A 19,454-nucleotide genomic window follows, 5' to 3' on the forward strand; every position below is an offset into this window, starting at 1 on the left:
TCCGATTTAGAGGCTTTTCATGAGTTGATTAAACTTATGAGAGGCCTCTTTTTTCATTGTTTTGGTCACATCCAAATATACACTTTTTGTTTTCTCATCATCTTTATGTCCAAGTCTCTCCATGATTTCCTGCAATCCGACTCCAGCCTCCGCGAGAAGAGAAGTATGTGTATGCCTAAAAGAGTGGGGAGTCAGGTTAGTAACAAGACTGGCCTGCTTTAATATACGTCTCATTCGAATTCTCGATCATTTTGATATACATCGGATACACGGGATAGTTTTCATTATTAACAAATACAAAACCTTTATCGTGGTACGTTTTTCTATATAGCACCATAATTTCATTTTGACTCGATTGTGCTTTTTTTAATTCATCCAGCATGATTGAGGCCAATTCAATTTTACGAATCGAAGTATTTGTCTTTGGTGTTAGCAATTCATATTTTAGGTTATTATTAGTCGGGTTATAGTAGGTCTTGGTGATGCTTAAATTTTGTTCATTAAAGTCGATATCGTTCCATTTCAGTGCACATAATTCGCCGGCACGCATTCCACTATATGCAAGAGTTAGGAACATTGCATAATCACCAGATAATCCTTTTTCCTTAGCAGCCCCAAGGAATAAAGACAACTGTTCCTTTTCCAAGTACTTAGGTATTTCTTTAGTGTTCTCAATATCTTCGACAGTCTTTTGAGTTCTTGAAACTGTAGCATATTGTGTTGGATTGGTTTTGAGGATATCAAACTCTAATGCATATCCAAAAATCATGCGACCAGAAGTATGTACTCCTTCTATTGTATTGTCCGATAATCTATCTTTGAGAGAAATGAGTGCATCCTGGTACATCTTCTTTGTTATATTCTTCGCCTTTATAGTCTCAAAATAGTTAATTAGATGACCAGACTCATGCTTTCTTACTCTGACCGTGCTCGGCTTAACACATTTTTCATAGTATTTCAACCACGACTGAACAAGATCCTTAAACAACATGTCCTTTTCAACAACATAAGTACCATTATCTAATTCGTATTGGAGAGATGCAACTGAAGAATGTCCCCGAATTACGTACAAAACATGGCATACGAAGGTTAAGTAAAGCAAACACCTACCTAATCATGCAAGCTTTCTAATGAAAATGCCCAATCATTTATTTCATGGAAAAGACAATGCATGGTTGAAAGAGTTTAAAGATAGTTACATCAATGATCCTCACAGCCGGCGGATTAAGAGCGTGGAATGCACTTTCCAGCAGCGACCAACCGCACTAGATGGGGAAATGTTCAAACGTCATTGGTGGCGCTACTGGCAGTATAAGGGTATGAACCTTCCTTCTGTATAGGTAAGGGTTGGTGATAGTTTTATTCATATAGAACCTATTGAGTTGCCTCAATCGTTTGATGAGGAGTTGCAGTCATGGGATTGTAAACTTTCAAGGATAGCGACGGCAGTGATTACGTAGTCGGTCAGGCTTGGGGGCGTAAACGAACAGATAAAATTCCTACTTGATCAAGCAAAAGATCGAATGGATGTCATCAGGACCATGGACAAGATCGTTCAAATGACAAGCAAGTTTCCAAAGGCAAGGCTTAAATTGGTTGAGGATAAAGCAAATGGGCAAGCTGTTATACAGCTGCTTAAACGAAAGATAAGTGGACTTGTAGCGGTTAATCCTGAAGGTGGTAAGGCTGCCAGAGCTTTCACTCTACAGCACAAATTAGCCTCATCTGAGACTTGGTAAGCAAAAGGAATTAAAATAAATGATCTTGCTAACCAATACACGTATATGTTCGACCTGATTAAAGCAGGTGAACAAGATGGAAATGCTCAATGGGCTATGAATCAGCTGCTTGCAGTCAGAGACGTATTAAAGAAAGAGGCCTCCTTTAACGGATGGCCTCATTTTTAATTATTAAAATTTGATTGATTCATACTTCAGGATTGTGTAATCCTCAAATTTAACCACTTCCAGAGGTTTGCCGAAAGTCTTAGTGATTGTAGCATCATTCACATTACCCCAATTGCCCGATTCATAGATGACAAAGGTTCCCGGCTCCTTATACCATGATTCTTTTGATAACCAACCAAAGGGCCCGATATAACCTTCTGGATTACCTACAATCGGTCTAATTTTAACTTTATCATTCGTATACAATGTAACTGAATGAGAAGACCAATACGGAGCGAATCCGACTTTTAGATTTTGTTTTTCTAAGAACTTAGAAAGCCGCTGCTCTTTTGTATCTATTGGTTGCATACTTAATGGTTGAATAAACGTGAACAGATAGATCAAAGAGAAGGCAACTATGTATCTTTTTTTGTTTTCATAAAATGAAAATGAAGGTAACAACCGACCAACTAATATAGCTCCGAATATTAGGGCATGAGTAAAATAACGCGTTGTACTAATATCGATAGGCATATTACTAAATAAATATTCAAGTATCACGCTAATGATGGATATGGCAAGTATTTGGTTGATAGCATCCTGCTTTTTCCATGAACGCAGTATTTTTGTGATTACAATCACAAAAAGCAAAAGGCCCAGGAAATGCGAAGCTGTTATCATGGTTTTAAGATCTGATATAGGCTTCCCAAATACATCAGCACCAAACAACGAAATGATTCCTGTTATCGTGAGTTTTATATTGAGTGCGAGTTTATCGTATTCTACAAAAGAAGGGCCTGGAACGCCTGGGACTTTAAACCCTACAATCGAAATGAGCCAAAGTGCTACTTTGGATATGATATAGGAACCAATTGTAGCAACGATAGTGTAAATGGATTCTTTACGATCAATACGACATAGCCATCGATATCCATATACTAATAATATAGGGACGAATGCAAACCATACTGCAAAAGGATCTCCTATTGCGGTGAATGTCATTAAAATAACGAATATACCATATTTGATCTTTGTATTCTGCACATATGATAAACTAATAAAACTCATTAAAGTATATAATATAGCAGGCATATGAATGGCTTGGGAAAAGATTAGAGACGATAAAAACAGCGTAGGCAAACCAATGAGAGCAAATGTAACGGCCATTTTCGTATAATTGTATCCTTGATTTTCTTTACCAGACAAAACTAAACAACATATGACAATCAACGCGTAGACAGCTGCTGACATGATGTATAATACTTTAGTTGTTACTCCAAATAGCCATACACCCATAGTGTAAATCAGTGTATCAGTTGTATAGAATGACCCAGTAGAAAGTGACCACCCTTTTAGGAAAATATTTTCGTTCAAGATGTCTTGTGCCTCTAACAAGACGATTGCTGCATCAGAATAAATTGGTATTTGTAAAGATAATATATAATAAATTGGTGTGACTATTATAAATAGTAGTGTGAATAGTATTGATATTTTCTTCATTAAGATGTACTCCTTTTAATCTTCTCTATATATTCTTTTTACAATCCGTTTACTCGAGCAGCCTCACTCCTCAATCATCATACTTCCATCTTCATCTATTTGGTGCACTATTCGTAGTGCGACTTGCAACTTTCCTTTGTCATCTCTTGTACCTTAACGTACTTTCCATCTCTCCACGTGAATATTTGCGCTTCTTATCCTATCCACTCTAATCCATCCGGTGCATCTTCTAATCGAATAAACCACGCTCCCTTATGACCGTAGTAGGCCAAGGCTTTCCACCATACCCTTATTTGTTTATAGTACGGTTGCAACTTGAGTTTTTCTATCGTCATGTCATCATAATGACCGGGATATTTATCGTGGAGTTATTTTAATACGAGTTCTAAATCTTTAGTAGGAAGGTATAGCTCAATATCACCTGCACAGAAATAATAAAAGCCGCTAACGGATGCTTTTCCGATTGAGCGACTCAGCTACCGATGCTTCCGGCTTGCAGTTATATTATAGCAATTGTGGGTGATGTTGTACATTATTAATCGGTGTAATAAGTCAATTTTTAAAATGAGTACGTAAATATATAGAAGAAACACGACAATGATAAATAATAAAAATGAGGTCGAAATTGGTTTGACCTCACATTTGACCTCAGACACATTTGTACACATTTTATTATAAGTTAATTCGACATACTAAATACAAGGGTTTTTACAAGCTAGTAAAGACTTAATTATACGCATTTTTATACCACAACATCATGGGCAGTATGATGTAATCCATCTGCACTGGCAATATAGAATCGGCAGCTATCACTTTCGAGTGAGGGTTGCCGGTTTTTTTATGTGTTTCTAAGCTTTGTTTATAGAGTCTTTTTAATAAGGCCGTACTTTTTGAATTAGAAGGAGTTGGCCTCAATTAAAACATTAGTACGCAAAACTAAAATGGATTCTCGAATGGTTTAAATCTTATAGGCTGATGGAGGGGGACATTAATAGGAGATGAGTAGACATAAATGTAACGCACCCCGCAAAATAGTGCGTCCGTTACCCAAATGCGATCACGGCCTAGGCCTCGTCTTGGCTGAAGGATCAACGTTCTATACAGGCCCACAATAGATTCTCTTAATTTAGAATGCTCAATTCTTTGAAGGCAAACAATAGAGTTAAGAGTTGGTAAGCCAAGCTTCGTAGCAGCTAGCTGAAAGAAAAAGAGAAGGAGCAGACACATAAAAAAAGACCCGATACCGAAGTACCGAGTCTTCTTTTATAGATATTAGTTAATGAAGTTCGCAACGCTCAAGAAACGTTTCAGCATAGTAGCCGATTGTGCACGAGTAGCTTGGCTTGCGGAACCGATAGTATCATCAGTCATACCGTTGATCAAACCAGCATTGATCGCAGCAGCGATTTCTTTTTGAGCCCATACGATTTTGTTGGAATCTTTAAATTTGCTCAGTACGGATTGTGGATCCGAAACATTTGTAGAGATGTTAGCATAGTTCATTGCACGGATAACCATAGCTGCCAACTCTTCACGAGTGATTTGAGCATCAGGACGGAAAGTTTTATCTTCGTAGCCGTCGATGATACCAGCTTTAGCAGCTGTAGCTACAGTGCTTGCATACCAAGCATCGGATTTCACGTCTGTAAAGTTGCTAGTTGCTGTTGCGGAAGACAATCCCAAAGAACGAACTACCAATGCTGCAAATTCTGCACGAGTGATGTTACGGTCTGGTTGGAATGTTGTGTCAGTTGCACCATCAACAACCAATTTGTTAGCAAGAAGCTCTACATCAGCTTTGGACCAGTGGGAAGCCACATCAGTGAAGCTTTTGTTGGATTCAACCACAGTGTAGATGCTGCTGCCGTTACGTTTCAACGTAGCTGTCGTTTTACCATCTTCAGTTGCAAATGTAGAAGGAACGAAGCTCAGTTTTTTCGTAGTTTCGTTGTATACAACACCAGTTACTTTTTTGGAGTCAACAGATTTGGAAACATTGATGGAACGAGATACATAGGTTTTACCGAAGTCAACCGCTGCAGTCTTGCTACCGTTATCCACTGCTACCACGTTAAAGTCTACAGCGTCAGCAATTTGAGTACTACCTACTGCTGTTGCAGCAGCTTTTACAGCTTCTGCAGTTGCGCCAGTTACTTTTGCGATAGATACTTTAATTTTCATATCTTTTACTTCAACGCCAAGCGTTTTAGCAAGATCGTCCAACTTAAGTACGGAAAGAGGAAGAGTCAATGTACCATTGCTGTTAACCAATACGATTTTCTTGCCAGCTTTTACTGCATCAACCAAAGCGGAAGCAGGAAGAAGGGCAAGGTCACCGGAAAGGTTTAAAGTAACAGTATCGTTGTTAGCCAGAGCGTTAGTCAGTGTGCCAGCATCAACGGAACCATCGCTGCTTACGGAGATAGTGTTACCGGTGCTAATAATACCACCGCCGCCACCGCCGCCACCAGGTCTGCTACCGCCACCTGTGCTAGTGTTACTTACTGTAGAGTAAACGGAATCACCTACGGAAACAACACCTTGCTTATAAACTGTAGTGTTTACAGTCAATGATGTATATCCGTAAATAGTTTGAGTTGGAATATTGTAATACCAACCTTTTCCATTTTCATAAACGTTATTATAAACGGCTTTAGTAGTAGTCAGAAACTTTCCATCAGGGCTATAAACGTTTACGTAAACGGCGTTACCTACACTGTCATCAGCATAAACGTCGGAATAGACGCTACCTGTTACAGAGCCATTTTTATAAGTCAAACCTGAAAATCCAGTGGCAGCGAATGCCAACACAGGAACCATCATTGCGATAACAAGCATTAAAGATAGTAGTGCAGAAGTTTTCTTAACAAAAGTACGATTTAACACTAGGTTTCTCCTCCTATTTCTTTCTCTGTGTAATCCATTTTGAAGATTATTATTCGCCATTATCGTCATTCACCTCCTTTCTTGACGTGAGTCATATAACAAGGCTAGGCCTATGTTAAGTAATTCTAAAGAAACATAAAACTCATTCTAACATCTCTCAACTAAAATTGGTAGCATTTTGCTTACGAAAAACAGTTCCCAAATAATAGAACGTTATTTAACGGAAAAAGTTGCGTTTACCAGCTTGTTAATTTCATCCTTTTCTTTTGGATCTTTGGAAATTAGCTTATCGTACAAGGCTTGGTCATTCTTATTTTGTTTTTGAAGGGAGGCTAAATACCATCTGGCCATCTCTACATTCATCTGATCATTGAATTGATCGCTGAGTTGGAATTTCAAGAAAGACTCTGCAGATGCATATTTACCATGCATAAAATCAATCTGTCCTAAGGTAAAGGCCATATTTTTCGTTAAACCAAAAGCGCGGCCTTGAAGCTGTTCTTTAGGCAGGGATTCCAGTTCCTTGGATTTTTCCAGAACTGTACTGTAAACCGTAGTGGCTTGATTCCAATATTGCTCTGCCAACGCGTTGTTTTTGGCCGATTGAGCTCTTGTCCCTAAATCATAATTCATCAATATGCTTTTTTCATAAAGCGTAATGTCCCAAGGGAAGTTGTTGATTTCATTATTCACGAGCTCAAGAGCTTTAGGAAGCTGATCTTTAATGGCTAGAGTGTAAACTTCTTTGTCGATTAATGGTCTATTGTGCGGTTCATTTACTCTGGTCTTTTGTATCAAATCAACAGCTTGATTGAAGAAATTTTCATCTTTTGTTTGACTATAGGCTTGAAGCAAGATGTCAATTTTATATGATGCATAATCAGGATGGTTAGGGTGTTGATTTAATGCATTGTTTAAAGGCGTGAATATTTCGTTAATGCTTTTGTTAGACTGAGCTAACGATAAAGCTGCTTGGAAATTACTATTAGCACTTAACATCCTTGTTGAACTGAAGAACATAACAATGGATAAGATGACAAGTATTGAAGGATATATCCATTTGTACTTATTGATCTTTTGCCACTTTTCAGATAATGAGGGATGCTCTGGACTCGAAATCATTCCACCAAGGGAAAGAAATAGAAGTGCCCCCAAATATACATAGCTCAGGTCAAAGTCGATCATGCTATGAACAATTAACGAAATTGTGACAATAAAGAAAACATGGCGGTTCGAGCTTTCTTGTGAACCTGCATATTCTTTAATACTTTGTCGAATGAATAGATAGAAAACAGAGAAAAGGAAAGCAAGGAGCACCAGAATACCGACTACTCCTGTCTCGACTAAGTATTGTATGAAGAAATTATGAGCTTGTCTACTTACATAAGGATTGTTTTGATACTTCTCGTATAGAGCAGCCCATGCTCCCCCACCCCCGCCAAATACAGGATAATCTTCAATCAATTTAACAGAGTCTTTATAAAAAGTTCCTCTTTCAAGAACGCTGTGCTGATCAAAATTAATGGTTTCAATGCGATGCTTGATATAATCAGGGAACAAATTAATAGCTCCTGTATTGCCAAACACTACGAATATGCCTAAAGAACCTATGATCAATGCCGCTGCAGGTAATATGATATTAGCGAACCGAATTTTAACTCGAGCATTAAAAAATCCCTCTACTTTAGGATAGACGAAATGTTGAAGTAGCCAGGAAATTAATGCGCACCCAACAGAGGATCCAATCAATAGCCACAATCCACTTGCCGCCGTTGAAAGATCTTGGTGTAAGTGGAATTGTTCACCTACAAGAGTAATTTTGTTCAAAATAACAAGTGAAATCACTGCGGATATACCCAGATGGATAAAAATAAAGATTTGCTTCGTAATTTTCAAAAACGGTAAAATTAATAGCAACACGATCGGTAGTATGACCAGACCGCCCCTGGATAATGTAAGCAGCATAGATAGAATCATAGGAACAAGCATAAAAGCATGAAGTGCAATGGAAATTGGCTTACGGTTTGAAACTATTAGGTATGCACCTGCTAGAAGTAAGGCGATTAAAAGCGCCGCGTAGGAGTTCGCATACTGAAATGTAGAAGTAAGACGTAGTTGATTGCTAGCCATCATGACAGCATCTTTGTATTCCATGTCAGGCAGATCTACGAACCACTTAACGAGCTTTGCAGCGAATTCCTTGTATCCAAGCCAATTAATCATACCGAACCATACGATTACATATCCAGATAACATAATGCAGTATGTTAAGATACGATTACCGAGTGAACTTCTGCATAAATAAAAACCGAGAACAAAAAATACGGCATAAAGCATCTCAATATATACCATATTGGTGGCATAGTAGTGGGATGCTTCATTTATTTTGGCTAGTAAAAAAGTAATAGGGAGTAACCAAACTAAAATACTAAGAATATCGCTATGGTTCTTAAATTTCCAATTGTAAAATAAAAACAGCGAAGCAATAAACATGATTATAAAGACCCAAACAAAGGAACTGTAAAGAGGTCTCTCAAAATCATACGTATTGCCGTTAAATAGTCCCTTTTGAAATGGTGCCCAGAACATAAAAAGGACTACAAAAATGGTGAGAAACCAAAATAATATAGATGTGTTCCCTTCACGTTCAATCTGTTTGTTTTTCTTATACATGAGAATACTCCTTTATCTCTATGGTGCTGTTAATAAAGCTCCTTATTTCTTCCTTGAAGCGTAGCTCATTAAACTGATTTGCATGATTGCGAATCAAATGCGGGTTGAATGAAATAGAGTTAAATCGATTCATAGCTTGAATCAAACTATCGGCAGTAGGTTCAGGAAAGAAAATGCCGGTTTTACCATCAACTACGGTCTCAAGAGCACCACCTTTTCCAAAAGCGATAACGGGTTTACCATTTGCTTGGGCTTCCAGAGGGGTTATCCCAAAGTCCTCTTCGCCTGCTAAGATAAAAGCTTTACAATTGGAATAATACTTTGAAATGACTTCGTCCGACTGATATCCCATTAGTTGTACAGTTGGGCCAGCTAGCTTTTGCAGTCTGCTGCGGTCATAGCCATCCCCAATGATTACCAAGGGTAATTTTAGCAGGTTGAAAGCTTCTATTACAAGATCAATTCGTTTATAGGGAATGAGTCTTGATACGATTAAAAAATAATCCCCACTGTCTCCCGCGTAATCAAAGCGCTCAAAAGAGACGGGGGGGTGTATGACATGGCTTTCGCGATTGTAATATTTTTTTATTCGTTTGGAAACATTGATTGAATTAGCAATATAATGATCTACTCTTTGAGAATTGATAGCATCCCAGTTGCGTAAATTGTGCAGAACAAATGGCAATACCTTTTTGTATATGGGATTATTGATTTCTGCCAAGTATTGATGATACAAATCCCAAACATATCTCATAGGCGTATGACAGTAGCATATATGCAATTGCGAAGGATTCGTAATGATTCCTTTGGCGAACGCACTGGAAGAGCTCAGGATCACATCGTACTCACGTAAATCGAAGCTTTCAACTGCATGCGGTAAGAGGCTGATCATTTTTTTGTAATGCTTTCTGGAGAAAGGAACATTCTGTATAAAAGAATTTGTGATGTTTGCTTCTGAGAAACGGTCAGGCAATTTAGAAAGATCGGATAATATCGTATAAACTGGAGCTTCGGGAAACATATCCATAAAGCATTCTAGGACCCGTTCTGCGCCGCCGTATTGGTTGAGATAATCATGGACTAGTGCGATTTTCACAATAAAGCCTCCCTTCATAAAAAAACATTTATTTGCTCAGTACCTTATAATAAATGCTTCTTGTTTCTTCGGCAGTTTTTTCCCAAGTAAATCGAGAAGATTGGTCCAAGGCCAATCGAGAATAGTGTTTCCTCAAACTTTCGTCAGTTATCATAGTATGCATTGCATCAGCCCATTCAGAGTGAGCATCTGGTGGGATTAACAAACCAGACTTTTCTACGATCTCAGGAATTGATGATATATCTGAACCAATTACCGGAGTTCCGCACTGCATGGCCTCAAGCAAAGGTAGACCGAATCCTTCGTAAATAGACGGCATTACAAAAACTGTAGCAGCACTATAGATAGCGGGAAGATCAGCATCATCAATGAATCCAGTAAATATGATATCTTCCTCCAAATTGTTCTGTTGTACCCAGTCGAAAATAGGGTTATATTTCCACCCCTTTGCACCTACAATAACAAGCTTTTCGGAATAATTATAGTTTTGTTTTAAAATTAAATACGATTTTAATAAGCCTAGTAGGTTTTTTCTTGGTTCCAAAGTACCAACGAATAAAATGTATTTCTCAGGAAGGCTGTACTTTTTAATTACAGGATTTACATTAGAAATATAAGTAAAGTGTTCATCGGCAGCCAAATGAATAACATCAATTTTATCATCAGGCACATTTAACAAACTTATGATATCCTGCTTTGTTTGGAAAGAGTCTGCTATAATATGATCGCATTTTTTAACACTGTATGGAACCCATTTGCTGTGATGTTTTAGTATGCGCTCGCTTGTTGATTCTGGATATTTCATGTAAGCAAGGTCATGAATGGTGATAATAGTTTTACCTTTCCAAATAGGAGTATAAGTGAAATTAGTTCCATGAAAAATGTCTGCTTTAGCTTTAGACGCTGTATCATACGGTAAACTATATAAAAGATTTGGTTTACAAAGTCTTCTAAGTACTTTATAAGGATACACATTGTTTATTAAATGAATATGAAAATCACGTTTTAGTGATAAAACGTGATTTTCACGAATAGCTTTTGCAATTCGGTTAAAAGCTAAAAACACTTCCAAATCTTCATTGTATGATAACTGCTTAGTCAGACATTCGACGTATCTTGCTATGCCAGATCGTGGCCCAAGCAGCGGCTGAGCATCTAAATAAACATTCAAGATTAATAAGCTCCTTCTCCCTTTAAAACGACAGGAATTGTTTTAAGTAAGATTTTAATATCAAAAGCAATACTCCAATTTTCGATGTAGTATACATCAAGATTCATCCATTGTTGGAAAGATAGATCACTTCGCCCGCTTACCTGCCATAAACCAGTTATACCAGGAAGAACTTCAAGTCTTCTCCACTCCCAGTCTCCATAGCGCTCTACCTCGTTTGGTAAAGGAGGCCTGGGTCCGACTAAGCTCATATCACCTTTAAGAACATTAAACAACTGCGGTAATTCGTCAATTGAATATTTTCTGATGAATCTCCCTATTTTTGTTATCCGAGGATCATCTTTCATTTTAAAGGCAATACCATCAATTTCATTTTTATGTTGGAGCTTTTTTAACATGGCGTCAGCATCAGTAACCATGGATCGGAATTTTAACATGTGAAATTGTTTACCATTCTTTCCGATTCGCTGCTGCTTATAAATAATACTTCCTTTAGAATCGATCTTAATGGCAATTGATGTCATAATAAATATTGGAGATATGATAAAAATTAATAATGAAGACGCAATAATATCAATCAATCTTTTGGCTGCGAGACCAATCCCTCTCATGGGTGTTTTAACCAGAGTTACGACAGGTAGTGTGTTAATATTGCCGATTTGTACTGTACTCATAACAAGATTATATAAGTCAGGAATAATCTTAATCTGGATATCTAGCTTTCTTAAATCGGTTATGAGTTTATTCACAAGCTCTCTCTCAGAGGGGATAGTTACAATAAGTTCTTCTATCAGATTTTCTTTAAGAACTTCATTCAATTTAGAAATGGGACCTAAGTATTTATGAGTATCAATATCATCACATTCGTAATCATCCACAAAACCTACAATATCATAACCTAAATAACGATAATTCGATAAATCTTCCATAAGCAGTTTCCCAACTTTTCCAGCGCCAACAATTACCACATTCTTACTAACTACACCTTGACGAGCTAATCGATTATATACAAGCCTTTTAATTACTCGAACGAAACAAGATGAAATAATAGCAAATAACCAATAACTTACAATAACTAGCCTTGAAAAGTCCGTATACTTTAATATAAAACTTACACCTATAGTTATTAAAATTGAGAAGGAAAAAGCTTTAATTACTTTATAAAGCTCATCAGCAAGACCTGACCCGGATCTAAAACGAAATAATTGATATCGGTACATAAAAATGATATAAGCAGTCGAAGAGATTATAAAGAACACGACATAATTAATAAATCGAGGGGAATCAACATTCCAAAATGTAAGATCTCTATCAAATTCTTGTGCGATACGATATTCATATAAGAAGAAAAATACAAGACTAATGAGAAAAACTTCAAACAAAACAAAAAATGAAGTGAGAAGACTGGAGTAATTTTTTTTTACTTCTAATTTTTTGTTTATCTCTATAGTTGGAATTAATTGCTCTTTATTTGTTTTTGATGTTGCATAAGAGTAATTCAAGTTCTAAAACCTCCGATAATTCGACGTTATCTAATATAATTCTATTCTGAAAAGGTTACTTAATGCAACTAAACATATTGGCAATTTAATGGTGTGGAAATTCATAGTGACCACTGATAACATAGATTATAATTATACTTGTTGTTTAATGAATGACATTTTCACTGATCCTATTATACTAATGATTTGGGGCTGGAAACAAATAATTCCAGAAAAGATTGCTTTGCAGTAAATTATTACGCTATAATATTGTGAGTTAATTTCTCGTTTTATGTCGATAACTGGAGGGGAAGACATGACCATTACCGCGGTGATTATGGCTGGCGGGAAAGGCGAACGATTCTGGCCCAAAAGCCGTACAAATTTGCCAAAACAATTCCTGAATATATCCGGAAATAAATCCATGATTCAGCAGACTATATCTAGACTTGAAAAGTTAATAGATATCTCCCGCGTATTTATCGTAACTAATGAGCTTTATGCAGAATTGATACATGCTCAACTACCTAATCTTCCTTTAGAAAATATTATTATAGAGCCTATTGGAAGAAATACAGCTCCATGTGTGGGAATTGCTTCTCTTATTATTGAAGAAAAGTATCCTGATAGTACAATGGTAGTCCTGCCGTCTGATCATATTATTGAAAATGAAGAAGGATTTATTAAGATTCTTCAAACTGCAGTAGAAGTATCACAGGAGGGCAATAACCTTGTTACATTAGGAATTAAGCCGACCTATCCAGAAACAGGGTATGGTTATATTGAAAGTACAAAACAAGTAAGTAAAGTTAATGAACTAGAAGTACACAAAGTGAGTAAGTTTGTTGAAAAGCCAGATTCAGAAACGGCACAAACATACTTGGATTCAGGTAACTTCTTTTGGAATAGTGGTATTTTTATTTGGAAAACTGCTGTTATAAGACAATATATTAAAGAACTTATGCCTGATATGCATGATGTCTTAGAGACATTAAAGTCTGCTTTTGAAACGAATTTGGATCGAAATGAATTGATTCATAAAGAATTTTATAAAATGCCAGATCAATCTATCGACTATGGCATCATGGAAAAGGTCAGTAATATTTATGTTATACCATGTGTGTTCGGTTGGGATGATGTAGGGAGCTGGACTGCTCTTGATCGAATCAATGATCGTGATGAAAATGGCAACGTAATTAAAGGGAATATCTTAAATTTAGATACTAAGAGATGTATCATTGAAAGTAATGGTAAGCTTATTGCTACTCTTGGAATTGAAGATCTTATTGTTGTTGACACTGAAGATGTAACGTTAATTTGTACAAAAGAAAAAGCACAAGAAGTGAAACTGCTATTAAAAGAATTGAGAACTCAGAAGCTTGAACAATATTTATAAACATAACTCATATGTAATTCTTATTTTATACAAAGGAGAAATTATTTAAATGACTAAATCTGCATTAATTACAGGTGTTACAGGACAAGACGGATCTTACTTAGCTGAACTATTACTTTCTAAAGGTTATAAAGTTTATGGTCTTCGTAGAAGAACAAGTATGCCTATTATGGATAACATTGAACATCTTAAGAATGAAATTGAGTTTATCGATGGTGATCTGCTCGACCTAGGCTCATTAATTCAAGCAATTCGTTTGTCTAATCCAGATGAAGTTTATAACTTAGCGGCACAATCATTTGTGGGAACCTCTTGGGAACAACCGGTTCTAACTGGACAAGTTACCGGTATCGGTGTAACTAATATATTGGAAGCTGTTAGATTAACAAAACCAGAAGCTAGGTTTTACCAAGCATCAAGTAGCGAAATGTTCGGTAAGGTTGTAGAAACTCCTCAAAAAGAAACGACACCTTTTTATCCAAGAAGTCCTTATGGAGTAGCTAAAGTATATGGACATTGGATTACTGTAAACTATCGCGAGAGCTATGATATGTTCGCTTGCTCAGGGATTTTGTTTAACCATGAATCTCCTCGCCGTGGTGTTGAATTCGTTACTCGTAAGGTTACTGATGCAGTAGCGAGAATTAAGCTAGGGATGCAAAAAGAGCTAAGAATGGGTAATTTGGATGCGAAGAGAGATTGGGGCTTTGCAGGTGATTATGTAAAAGCTATGTATTTGATGCTCCAACAAGAACGTCCAGATGATTATGTTATTTCTACTGGTGAAATGCATACTGTCCAAGAGTTGGTTGAAATAGCATTTGGACATGTAGGATTAAAGTGGCAAGATCATGTAGTAATTGATCCTAAATTTGTTCGACCAGCAGAAGTTGATCTTCTCTTAGGAGATTGTACAAAAGCTAAAGAACAGCTGGGATGGAATCTAGAAGTGGGTTTTGAGCAGTTAATAACTATGATGGTTGAGAGTGACTTGAAAAGATTGCAAGTTATTCAGCACGCATAAAGGCGGTTGGTTTCATGAAAGCTTTAATTACTGGTATTACGGGGTTTGTAGCTAAATACCTAGCGGATTATTTGAGAAAACAGGGATGTGAGGTTTGGGGGACAACTCGTAAGAGTTCCCCCGTTTTATTTAATAAAACAATTAATATTGTTACATTAGATCTGAATTCAAGTAGTCAGATTTTGCAATTAGTTAATGATATACAGCCTGATTGTATATTTCATCTTGCTGGACAAAGCTCAGTGAGGGACTCATGGGATAACAAAGCAATGACTTTTGATTCGAATATAATAATGACAATTAATTTATTGGAAGCTGTGAGAAGCAGCAATGTATCAAGAACTGTAAAAATACTAACTATAGGCTCATCCGAGGAATATGGTGAAGTAAAATTGGAGGAAATGCCAATTGTCGAAGGGAATTTTTTAAGGCCAATCAGTCCTTATGGTATTTCAAAGGCAACTGTTAGTATGTTAGTACAACATTACTATAAAGCCTACTCATTAAATATTATTCATGCAAGACCATTTAACCATATCGGTCCAGGACAAGGTGTGGGCTTTGTAACTTCAGACTTCGCTAAACAAATTTCTGAGATTGAAAGAGGAGAGCTACGTCCCATTCTAAAAGTAGGGAATCTAGATGCAAAGAGGGACTTTACAGATGTGAGGGATATTGTAAGAGCTTATTATCTTCTTACTCAAAGCGATAAATTTGGAGAAATTTATAATGTTTGTTCTGGTAAGCCTATATCGATTCAAGATATTTTAGATAAATTAATTAAAATGAGTTTAAATACAGAAATACAAATACAGATTGATGTTAACAAAATGAGACCTTCGGATTTTCCTTATTATTACGGGGATTCCTCAGCTCTAAAGTCGCTTACTAACTGGTCACCAGTGATATCTATAGATGAATCTCTTCAAGATATTATGAATTATTGGAGGAGCAAACAAAACTCCAATTAAGGAGCTTAGCACACATGTTTAAAAAAATAAGAGAAATATATCAGTATAGACAAATGCTGGAAAGTTTAGTTCTTACTGATTTAAGGACTAGATATAAAGGATCATTTTTTGGATTTCTGTGGACTCTACTTAATCCACTATTAATGCTGTTAGTATATTCTATTGTATTTAAATTTATTGTAAGAATCGATATGGATAATTATACATCTTATTTATTTATTGGATTAATTTCATGGTTTTTGATAAACCAAGCCGTCTTGTCTGGTACAGGGGTAGTGATTCGAAATGCTGGATTAGTGAAAAAAATATATTTTCCCAAAGAAATATTACCTCTCTCAGTTGTAATTGGCGGTGTTATTAATTATTTTTTTAGTTTATTAATATTATTCCCCATCCTTTTCTTTAACAAAATACAATTAGGGCTACCACTTTTATTATTTCCAATTATTCTCTTAGTTTATTTTTTGTTTACTTTCGCGATTACTCTAATAGTTTCAAGCCTAAATGTGTATTTCAGAGACTTGGAACATATTCTTGGTATCATTATGATGGTGTGGTTTTATCTTACTCCAATTGTTTTTACCTCGAGCATGATTCCTAAAGAAATCAAGTATATATTTGATTACAATCCGGTGAAGGTAATTATTGAAGGTTTTCATGATATATTTTTCTATAATAAATTTCCAGATGCAGGTCCATTAATAACTGTAGCAATAGTTGCATTATTAATGTTATACTTCGGTTTCTTTATCTTTAAAAAATTAAGCCGTAATTTTGCAGAAGAAATTTAAGGTGGTATAGATTATGAATGTTATTTCAGTTTCCAACGTTACCAAATCATTCAAGGTCTTTAAAGAAAGAGCGTCTACTTTAAAAGATCGAATTGTTAACAAAAGAAAAAACAAATATGATATTTATCTTGCTCTTGATGAAGTTTCATTGGATATTAAACAAGGTGAAACCGTCGGATTAATAGGTCGAAATGGTTCAGGGAAAAGCACCTTATTGAAATTATTAACAGGAATATTATACCCAGATCGAGGTAATATTGACATAAAAGGAAAAGTCTCCAGCTTATTAGAACTTGGCGCTGGTTTTCATCCAGATTTTACTGGTCGAGAAAATATTTTTATGAACGCAGCGATACTAGGTCTAAGCAAAAAGGAAATTAAAAATAAACTTGACCAAATAATTGCTTTTTCAGAATTAAAAAACTATATAGAAAACCCTGTTAGAAGTTATTCCTCAGGTATGTATATGCGTCTAGCTTTTTCTGTAGCGATAATGGTTGAACCAGATATTTTGCTTATTGATGAAGTTCTTGCTGTAGGAGATGCAGCTTTCCAACAAAAATGCATGGATCAGCTACTACGACTCAGAAATAAAGGAACGACAATTGTATTTGTTTCTCATGACCTTGGATCTGTTGAAAAACTTTGTGACAGAGTTTTATGGATAAAAAACGGGAAAGTTGCAGAGGATGGTAATCCAAGAAAAGTTATTGATAAATATTTGTCTTATTTATCAGATGAAGAGAATAAACGTTTGATTGAAGAGAATACTTCTCATCAGCAAAGTAATGAATCGGAATTGGAATTAGAAGATGGTTTAAATGAAACAAATGAAATAATAGATGAGACACGTTGGGGTAATAAATTTATAGAAATAATTGATGTTAAATTAACTGATGATCTTAACAATGCTAAGTTCGGATTCTTAAGTGGAGAACCCATGAAGATCCATATTAAGTATAAAGCTAATAAAGATGTTGAAGAACCGGTTTTTGGTTGTGGAATTCATACTATTGATAATATACATTGTTATGGTACAAATACCTTTATTGACAAAGTATATATAGAGAAGCTTAAAAAAAATGATGATGGTACTATGATTTTTAATATACCCTCTATTGATTTAGTTGCTGGAACTTTTCTTATTACTGTAGCGGTACATGATATTAATGGTAATCAATATGATTATCACGACCGGAAATATTCCTTCAAAATATCTAGTCTTGCTAACGATGTAGGCATAGTTAAAATAAATCACGAATGGATTCATAAAGTATAAGAGGTGATCGTATGTCTAAAAAAATAACTCCTGATTTTATTATGAATCAAATACGGAATGGTGTACGTTCACAAAAGAAATCTATGGAAGAAACTAGATTAGAGCAAGAAATACAATCTCCAATTTTGGAATTTGATGATTCTGAATTTTCTAATATTATCAATACTTTGCAAATCAATCTAAAACGTTTAACATACAGAATTACTCCTAATATGCCAGTAGCTTTTCTAGAGCCTCATCTTGTATCGAGATTTAAAATTCTAGGGAAAATTATTATCCCAATAAGGAGATTAGGAGCAAGGCTTTTTACAAAATGGTATGCTGATACATTTACTAACCAACAAAAACATTTAAACAATGATGTATGGTTTGGATTAAACTCTACTATTGAAATCTTAAATGAACAGAACAAACTTATACTTCATCTAATAAATAAAAATGTTGAGATTGATAAAATCAATAATAATTTTTTGGAGTTAGATATAAATAACAAGAAATTAGTATCAATCAACGAAGAACTACAAATTATTAATGAAAAATTGCAAGTTAGTAATAATGAATTAGTATTTTATAATAAAAAATTAACATCTACAATTGATGCATTAAAAATACAATTATCTGAAATTAAAGAAAGAACAATAAAAGAATTGGAAACAGATTTAAATTCTATTCAAGAAATGTATAAAGAACAAAACTTCTTGGACTTTGATTATTCAAAATTTGCTGAGCGGTTTAGTGCTGATCGTGATATTGTACAAGGAATATATGAACAATACATTCCACATTTGCAGGAATGCGATAATGTTCTTGATATAGGCTGCGGCAGAGGTTATTTTTTAGAATTATTAAAGAAACATAATATCAAGGGCATTGGAGTAGATTCTGATCCAGAATTAGTTAATGCATGTACTGAAAAGGGTTTGATAGCATATACGGATGATGCTATAAAATACCTAGAAGGGTTAGAAGATAGTAGTGTTGGAGGCATTTTTATGGCACATGTTATAGAACATCTCCCGGCGCCCTTAAAAATAAAGTTTCTTAAGCTTTGTTTTAAGAAGCTTTCTCAAAATGGAAAATTAATTCTAGAAACACCTAACACCACATCTCCATATGTGATGCATAATCTTTATTATTTGGATCCTACACATGAAAAACCGATGTTTCATGAGACATATAAGTATATTGCTGTTGATATTGGTTTCGATGTTATTAATTCTTATTTAAGTGGACCAATTGAAGAAACTGATCCTCAAGAGTACTATAATTTTTCGTTAATTTTATCTAAATAATAAGGAGT

At 35.5% G+C, this 19,454-nt stretch carries 16 protein-coding genes and 1 pseudogene; 8 read left to right on the plus strand and 9 right to left on the minus strand.

Going from position 1 to position 19,454, the window contains the following annotated elements; all coding sequences use genetic code 11:
* Window positions 1-6 precede the first annotated feature (6 nt).
* From QMA13_RS03115 to QMA13_RS36510, 3 genes and pseudogenes are all read right to left on the minus strand, one after another.
* Window positions 7-234 (minus strand): tyrosine-type recombinase/integrase, encoded by a 228-nt coding sequence (locus QMA13_RS03115; RefSeq protein ID WP_282939457.1) that lies wholly within the window; start codon window positions 232-234, stop codon window positions 7-9.
* Window positions 197-847: a tyrosine-type recombinase/integrase gene (locus QMA13_RS03120; RefSeq protein ID WP_481858200.1), complete on the minus strand. Its 651-nt coding sequence runs from the start codon at window positions 845-847 to the stop codon at window positions 197-199. Before QMA13_RS03120 ends, QMA13_RS03115 begins: the two co-directional genes overlap by 38 nt.
* 45 nt (window positions 848-892) lie before the next feature.
* A pseudogene (locus QMA13_RS36510) lies at window positions 893-991 on the minus strand (hypothetical protein); the annotation flags it as partial.
* 499 nt (window positions 992-1,490) lie between these two features.
* Here QMA13_RS36510 and QMA13_RS03125 point away from each other — a divergent pair.
* Window positions 1,491-1,739, plus strand: coding sequence for a phage terminase large subunit family protein (locus tag QMA13_RS03125; protein WP_282943229.1), 249 nt, complete (start codon window positions 1,491-1,493; stop codon window positions 1,737-1,739).
* A 45-nt stretch (window positions 1,740-1,784) separates the two neighbouring features.
* Window positions 1,785-1,907 carry a hypothetical protein gene (locus QMA13_RS03130; protein WP_282939459.1) on the plus strand — a complete coding sequence of 41 codons (123 nt, stop codon included), beginning with the start codon at window positions 1,785-1,787 and terminating at the stop codon, window positions 1,905-1,907.
* A 3-nt stretch (window positions 1,908-1,910) separates the two neighbouring features.
* Here the strand turns inward: QMA13_RS03130 and QMA13_RS03135 are convergent, their stop codons facing one another.
* The 6 genes from QMA13_RS03135 to QMA13_RS03160 form a co-directional block, all read right to left on the minus strand.
* Window positions 1,911-3,386, minus strand: a complete 1,476-nt coding sequence (locus tag QMA13_RS03135) for a hypothetical protein (protein ID WP_282939461.1) — start codon at window positions 3,384-3,386, stop codon at window positions 1,911-1,913.
* Window positions 3,387-4,658: 1,272 nt separating this feature from the next.
* Window positions 4,659-6,332 carry an S-layer homology domain-containing protein gene (locus tag QMA13_RS03140; protein ID WP_282939462.1) on the minus strand — a complete coding sequence of 558 codons (1,674 nt, stop codon included), beginning with the start codon at window positions 6,330-6,332 and terminating at the stop codon, window positions 4,659-4,661.
* Window positions 6,333-6,485: 153 nt separating this feature from the next.
* Window positions 6,486-8,945, minus strand: coding sequence for an O-antigen ligase family protein (locus QMA13_RS03145; protein WP_282939463.1), 2,460 nt, complete (start codon window positions 8,943-8,945; stop codon window positions 6,486-6,488).
* Window positions 8,938-10,041, minus strand: a complete 1,104-nt coding sequence (locus QMA13_RS03150; protein ID WP_282939464.1) for a glycosyltransferase — start codon at window positions 10,039-10,041, stop codon at window positions 8,938-8,940. The genes QMA13_RS03145 and QMA13_RS03150 overlap by 8 nt, the downstream gene beginning before the upstream one ends.
* Window positions 10,042-10,069: 28 nt before the next feature.
* Entirely contained in the window at window positions 10,070-11,212 is a 1,143-nt protein-coding gene (locus QMA13_RS03155; protein WP_282939466.1) for a glycosyltransferase family 4 protein, read from the minus strand.
* Between the two features lie 2 nt (window positions 11,213-11,214).
* Window positions 11,215-12,714 carry a sugar transferase gene (locus QMA13_RS03160; protein ID WP_282939468.1) on the minus strand — a complete coding sequence of 500 codons (1,500 nt, stop codon included), beginning with the start codon at window positions 12,712-12,714 and terminating at the stop codon, window positions 11,215-11,217.
* 295 nt (window positions 12,715-13,009) lie between these two features.
* On the opposite strand from QMA13_RS03160, the gene QMA13_RS03165 reads away from it, so the two are divergent.
* Genes QMA13_RS03165 through QMA13_RS03190 form a run of 6 tightly spaced genes read left to right on the plus strand, consistent with a single transcriptional unit; the run spans window position 13,010 to window position 19,446 of the window.
* Complete coding sequence (locus QMA13_RS03165; RefSeq protein WP_282939469.1) at window positions 13,010-14,089, plus strand: mannose-1-phosphate guanylyltransferase; 1,080 nt, start codon at window positions 13,010-13,012, stop codon at window positions 14,087-14,089.
* Between the two features lie 49 nt (window positions 14,090-14,138).
* Window positions 14,139-15,113 (plus strand): GDP-mannose 4,6-dehydratase, encoded by a 975-nt coding sequence (gene gmd / locus QMA13_RS03170; protein ID WP_282939471.1) that lies wholly within the window; start codon window positions 14,139-14,141, stop codon window positions 15,111-15,113.
* 14 nt (window positions 15,114-15,127) lie between these two features.
* On the plus strand, window positions 15,128-16,084 hold the full coding sequence (locus QMA13_RS03175; protein WP_282939472.1) for a GDP-mannose 4,6-dehydratase: 957 nt from the start codon (window positions 15,128-15,130) through the stop codon (window positions 16,082-16,084).
* A 14-nt stretch (window positions 16,085-16,098) separates the two neighbouring features.
* Window positions 16,099-16,875 (plus strand): ABC transporter permease, encoded by a 777-nt coding sequence (locus tag QMA13_RS03180; protein WP_282939473.1) that lies wholly within the window; start codon window positions 16,099-16,101, stop codon window positions 16,873-16,875.
* Window positions 16,876-16,888: 13 nt separating this feature from the next.
* Window positions 16,889-18,154 carry an ABC transporter ATP-binding protein gene (locus QMA13_RS03185; protein ID WP_282939474.1) on the plus strand — a complete coding sequence of 422 codons (1,266 nt, stop codon included), beginning with the start codon at window positions 16,889-16,891 and terminating at the stop codon, window positions 18,152-18,154.
* Between the two features lie 11 nt (window positions 18,155-18,165).
* Window positions 18,166-19,446 carry a class I SAM-dependent methyltransferase gene (locus QMA13_RS03190; protein ID WP_282939476.1) on the plus strand — a complete coding sequence of 427 codons (1,281 nt, stop codon included), beginning with the start codon at window positions 18,166-18,168 and terminating at the stop codon, window positions 19,444-19,446.
* Window positions 19,447-19,454: the final 8 nt, after the last annotated feature.

The organism is Paenibacillus sp. RC67 (assembly GCF_030020805.1).
Classification (GTDB): domain Bacteria; phylum Bacillota; class Bacilli; order Paenibacillales; family NBRC-103111; genus Paenibacillus_S.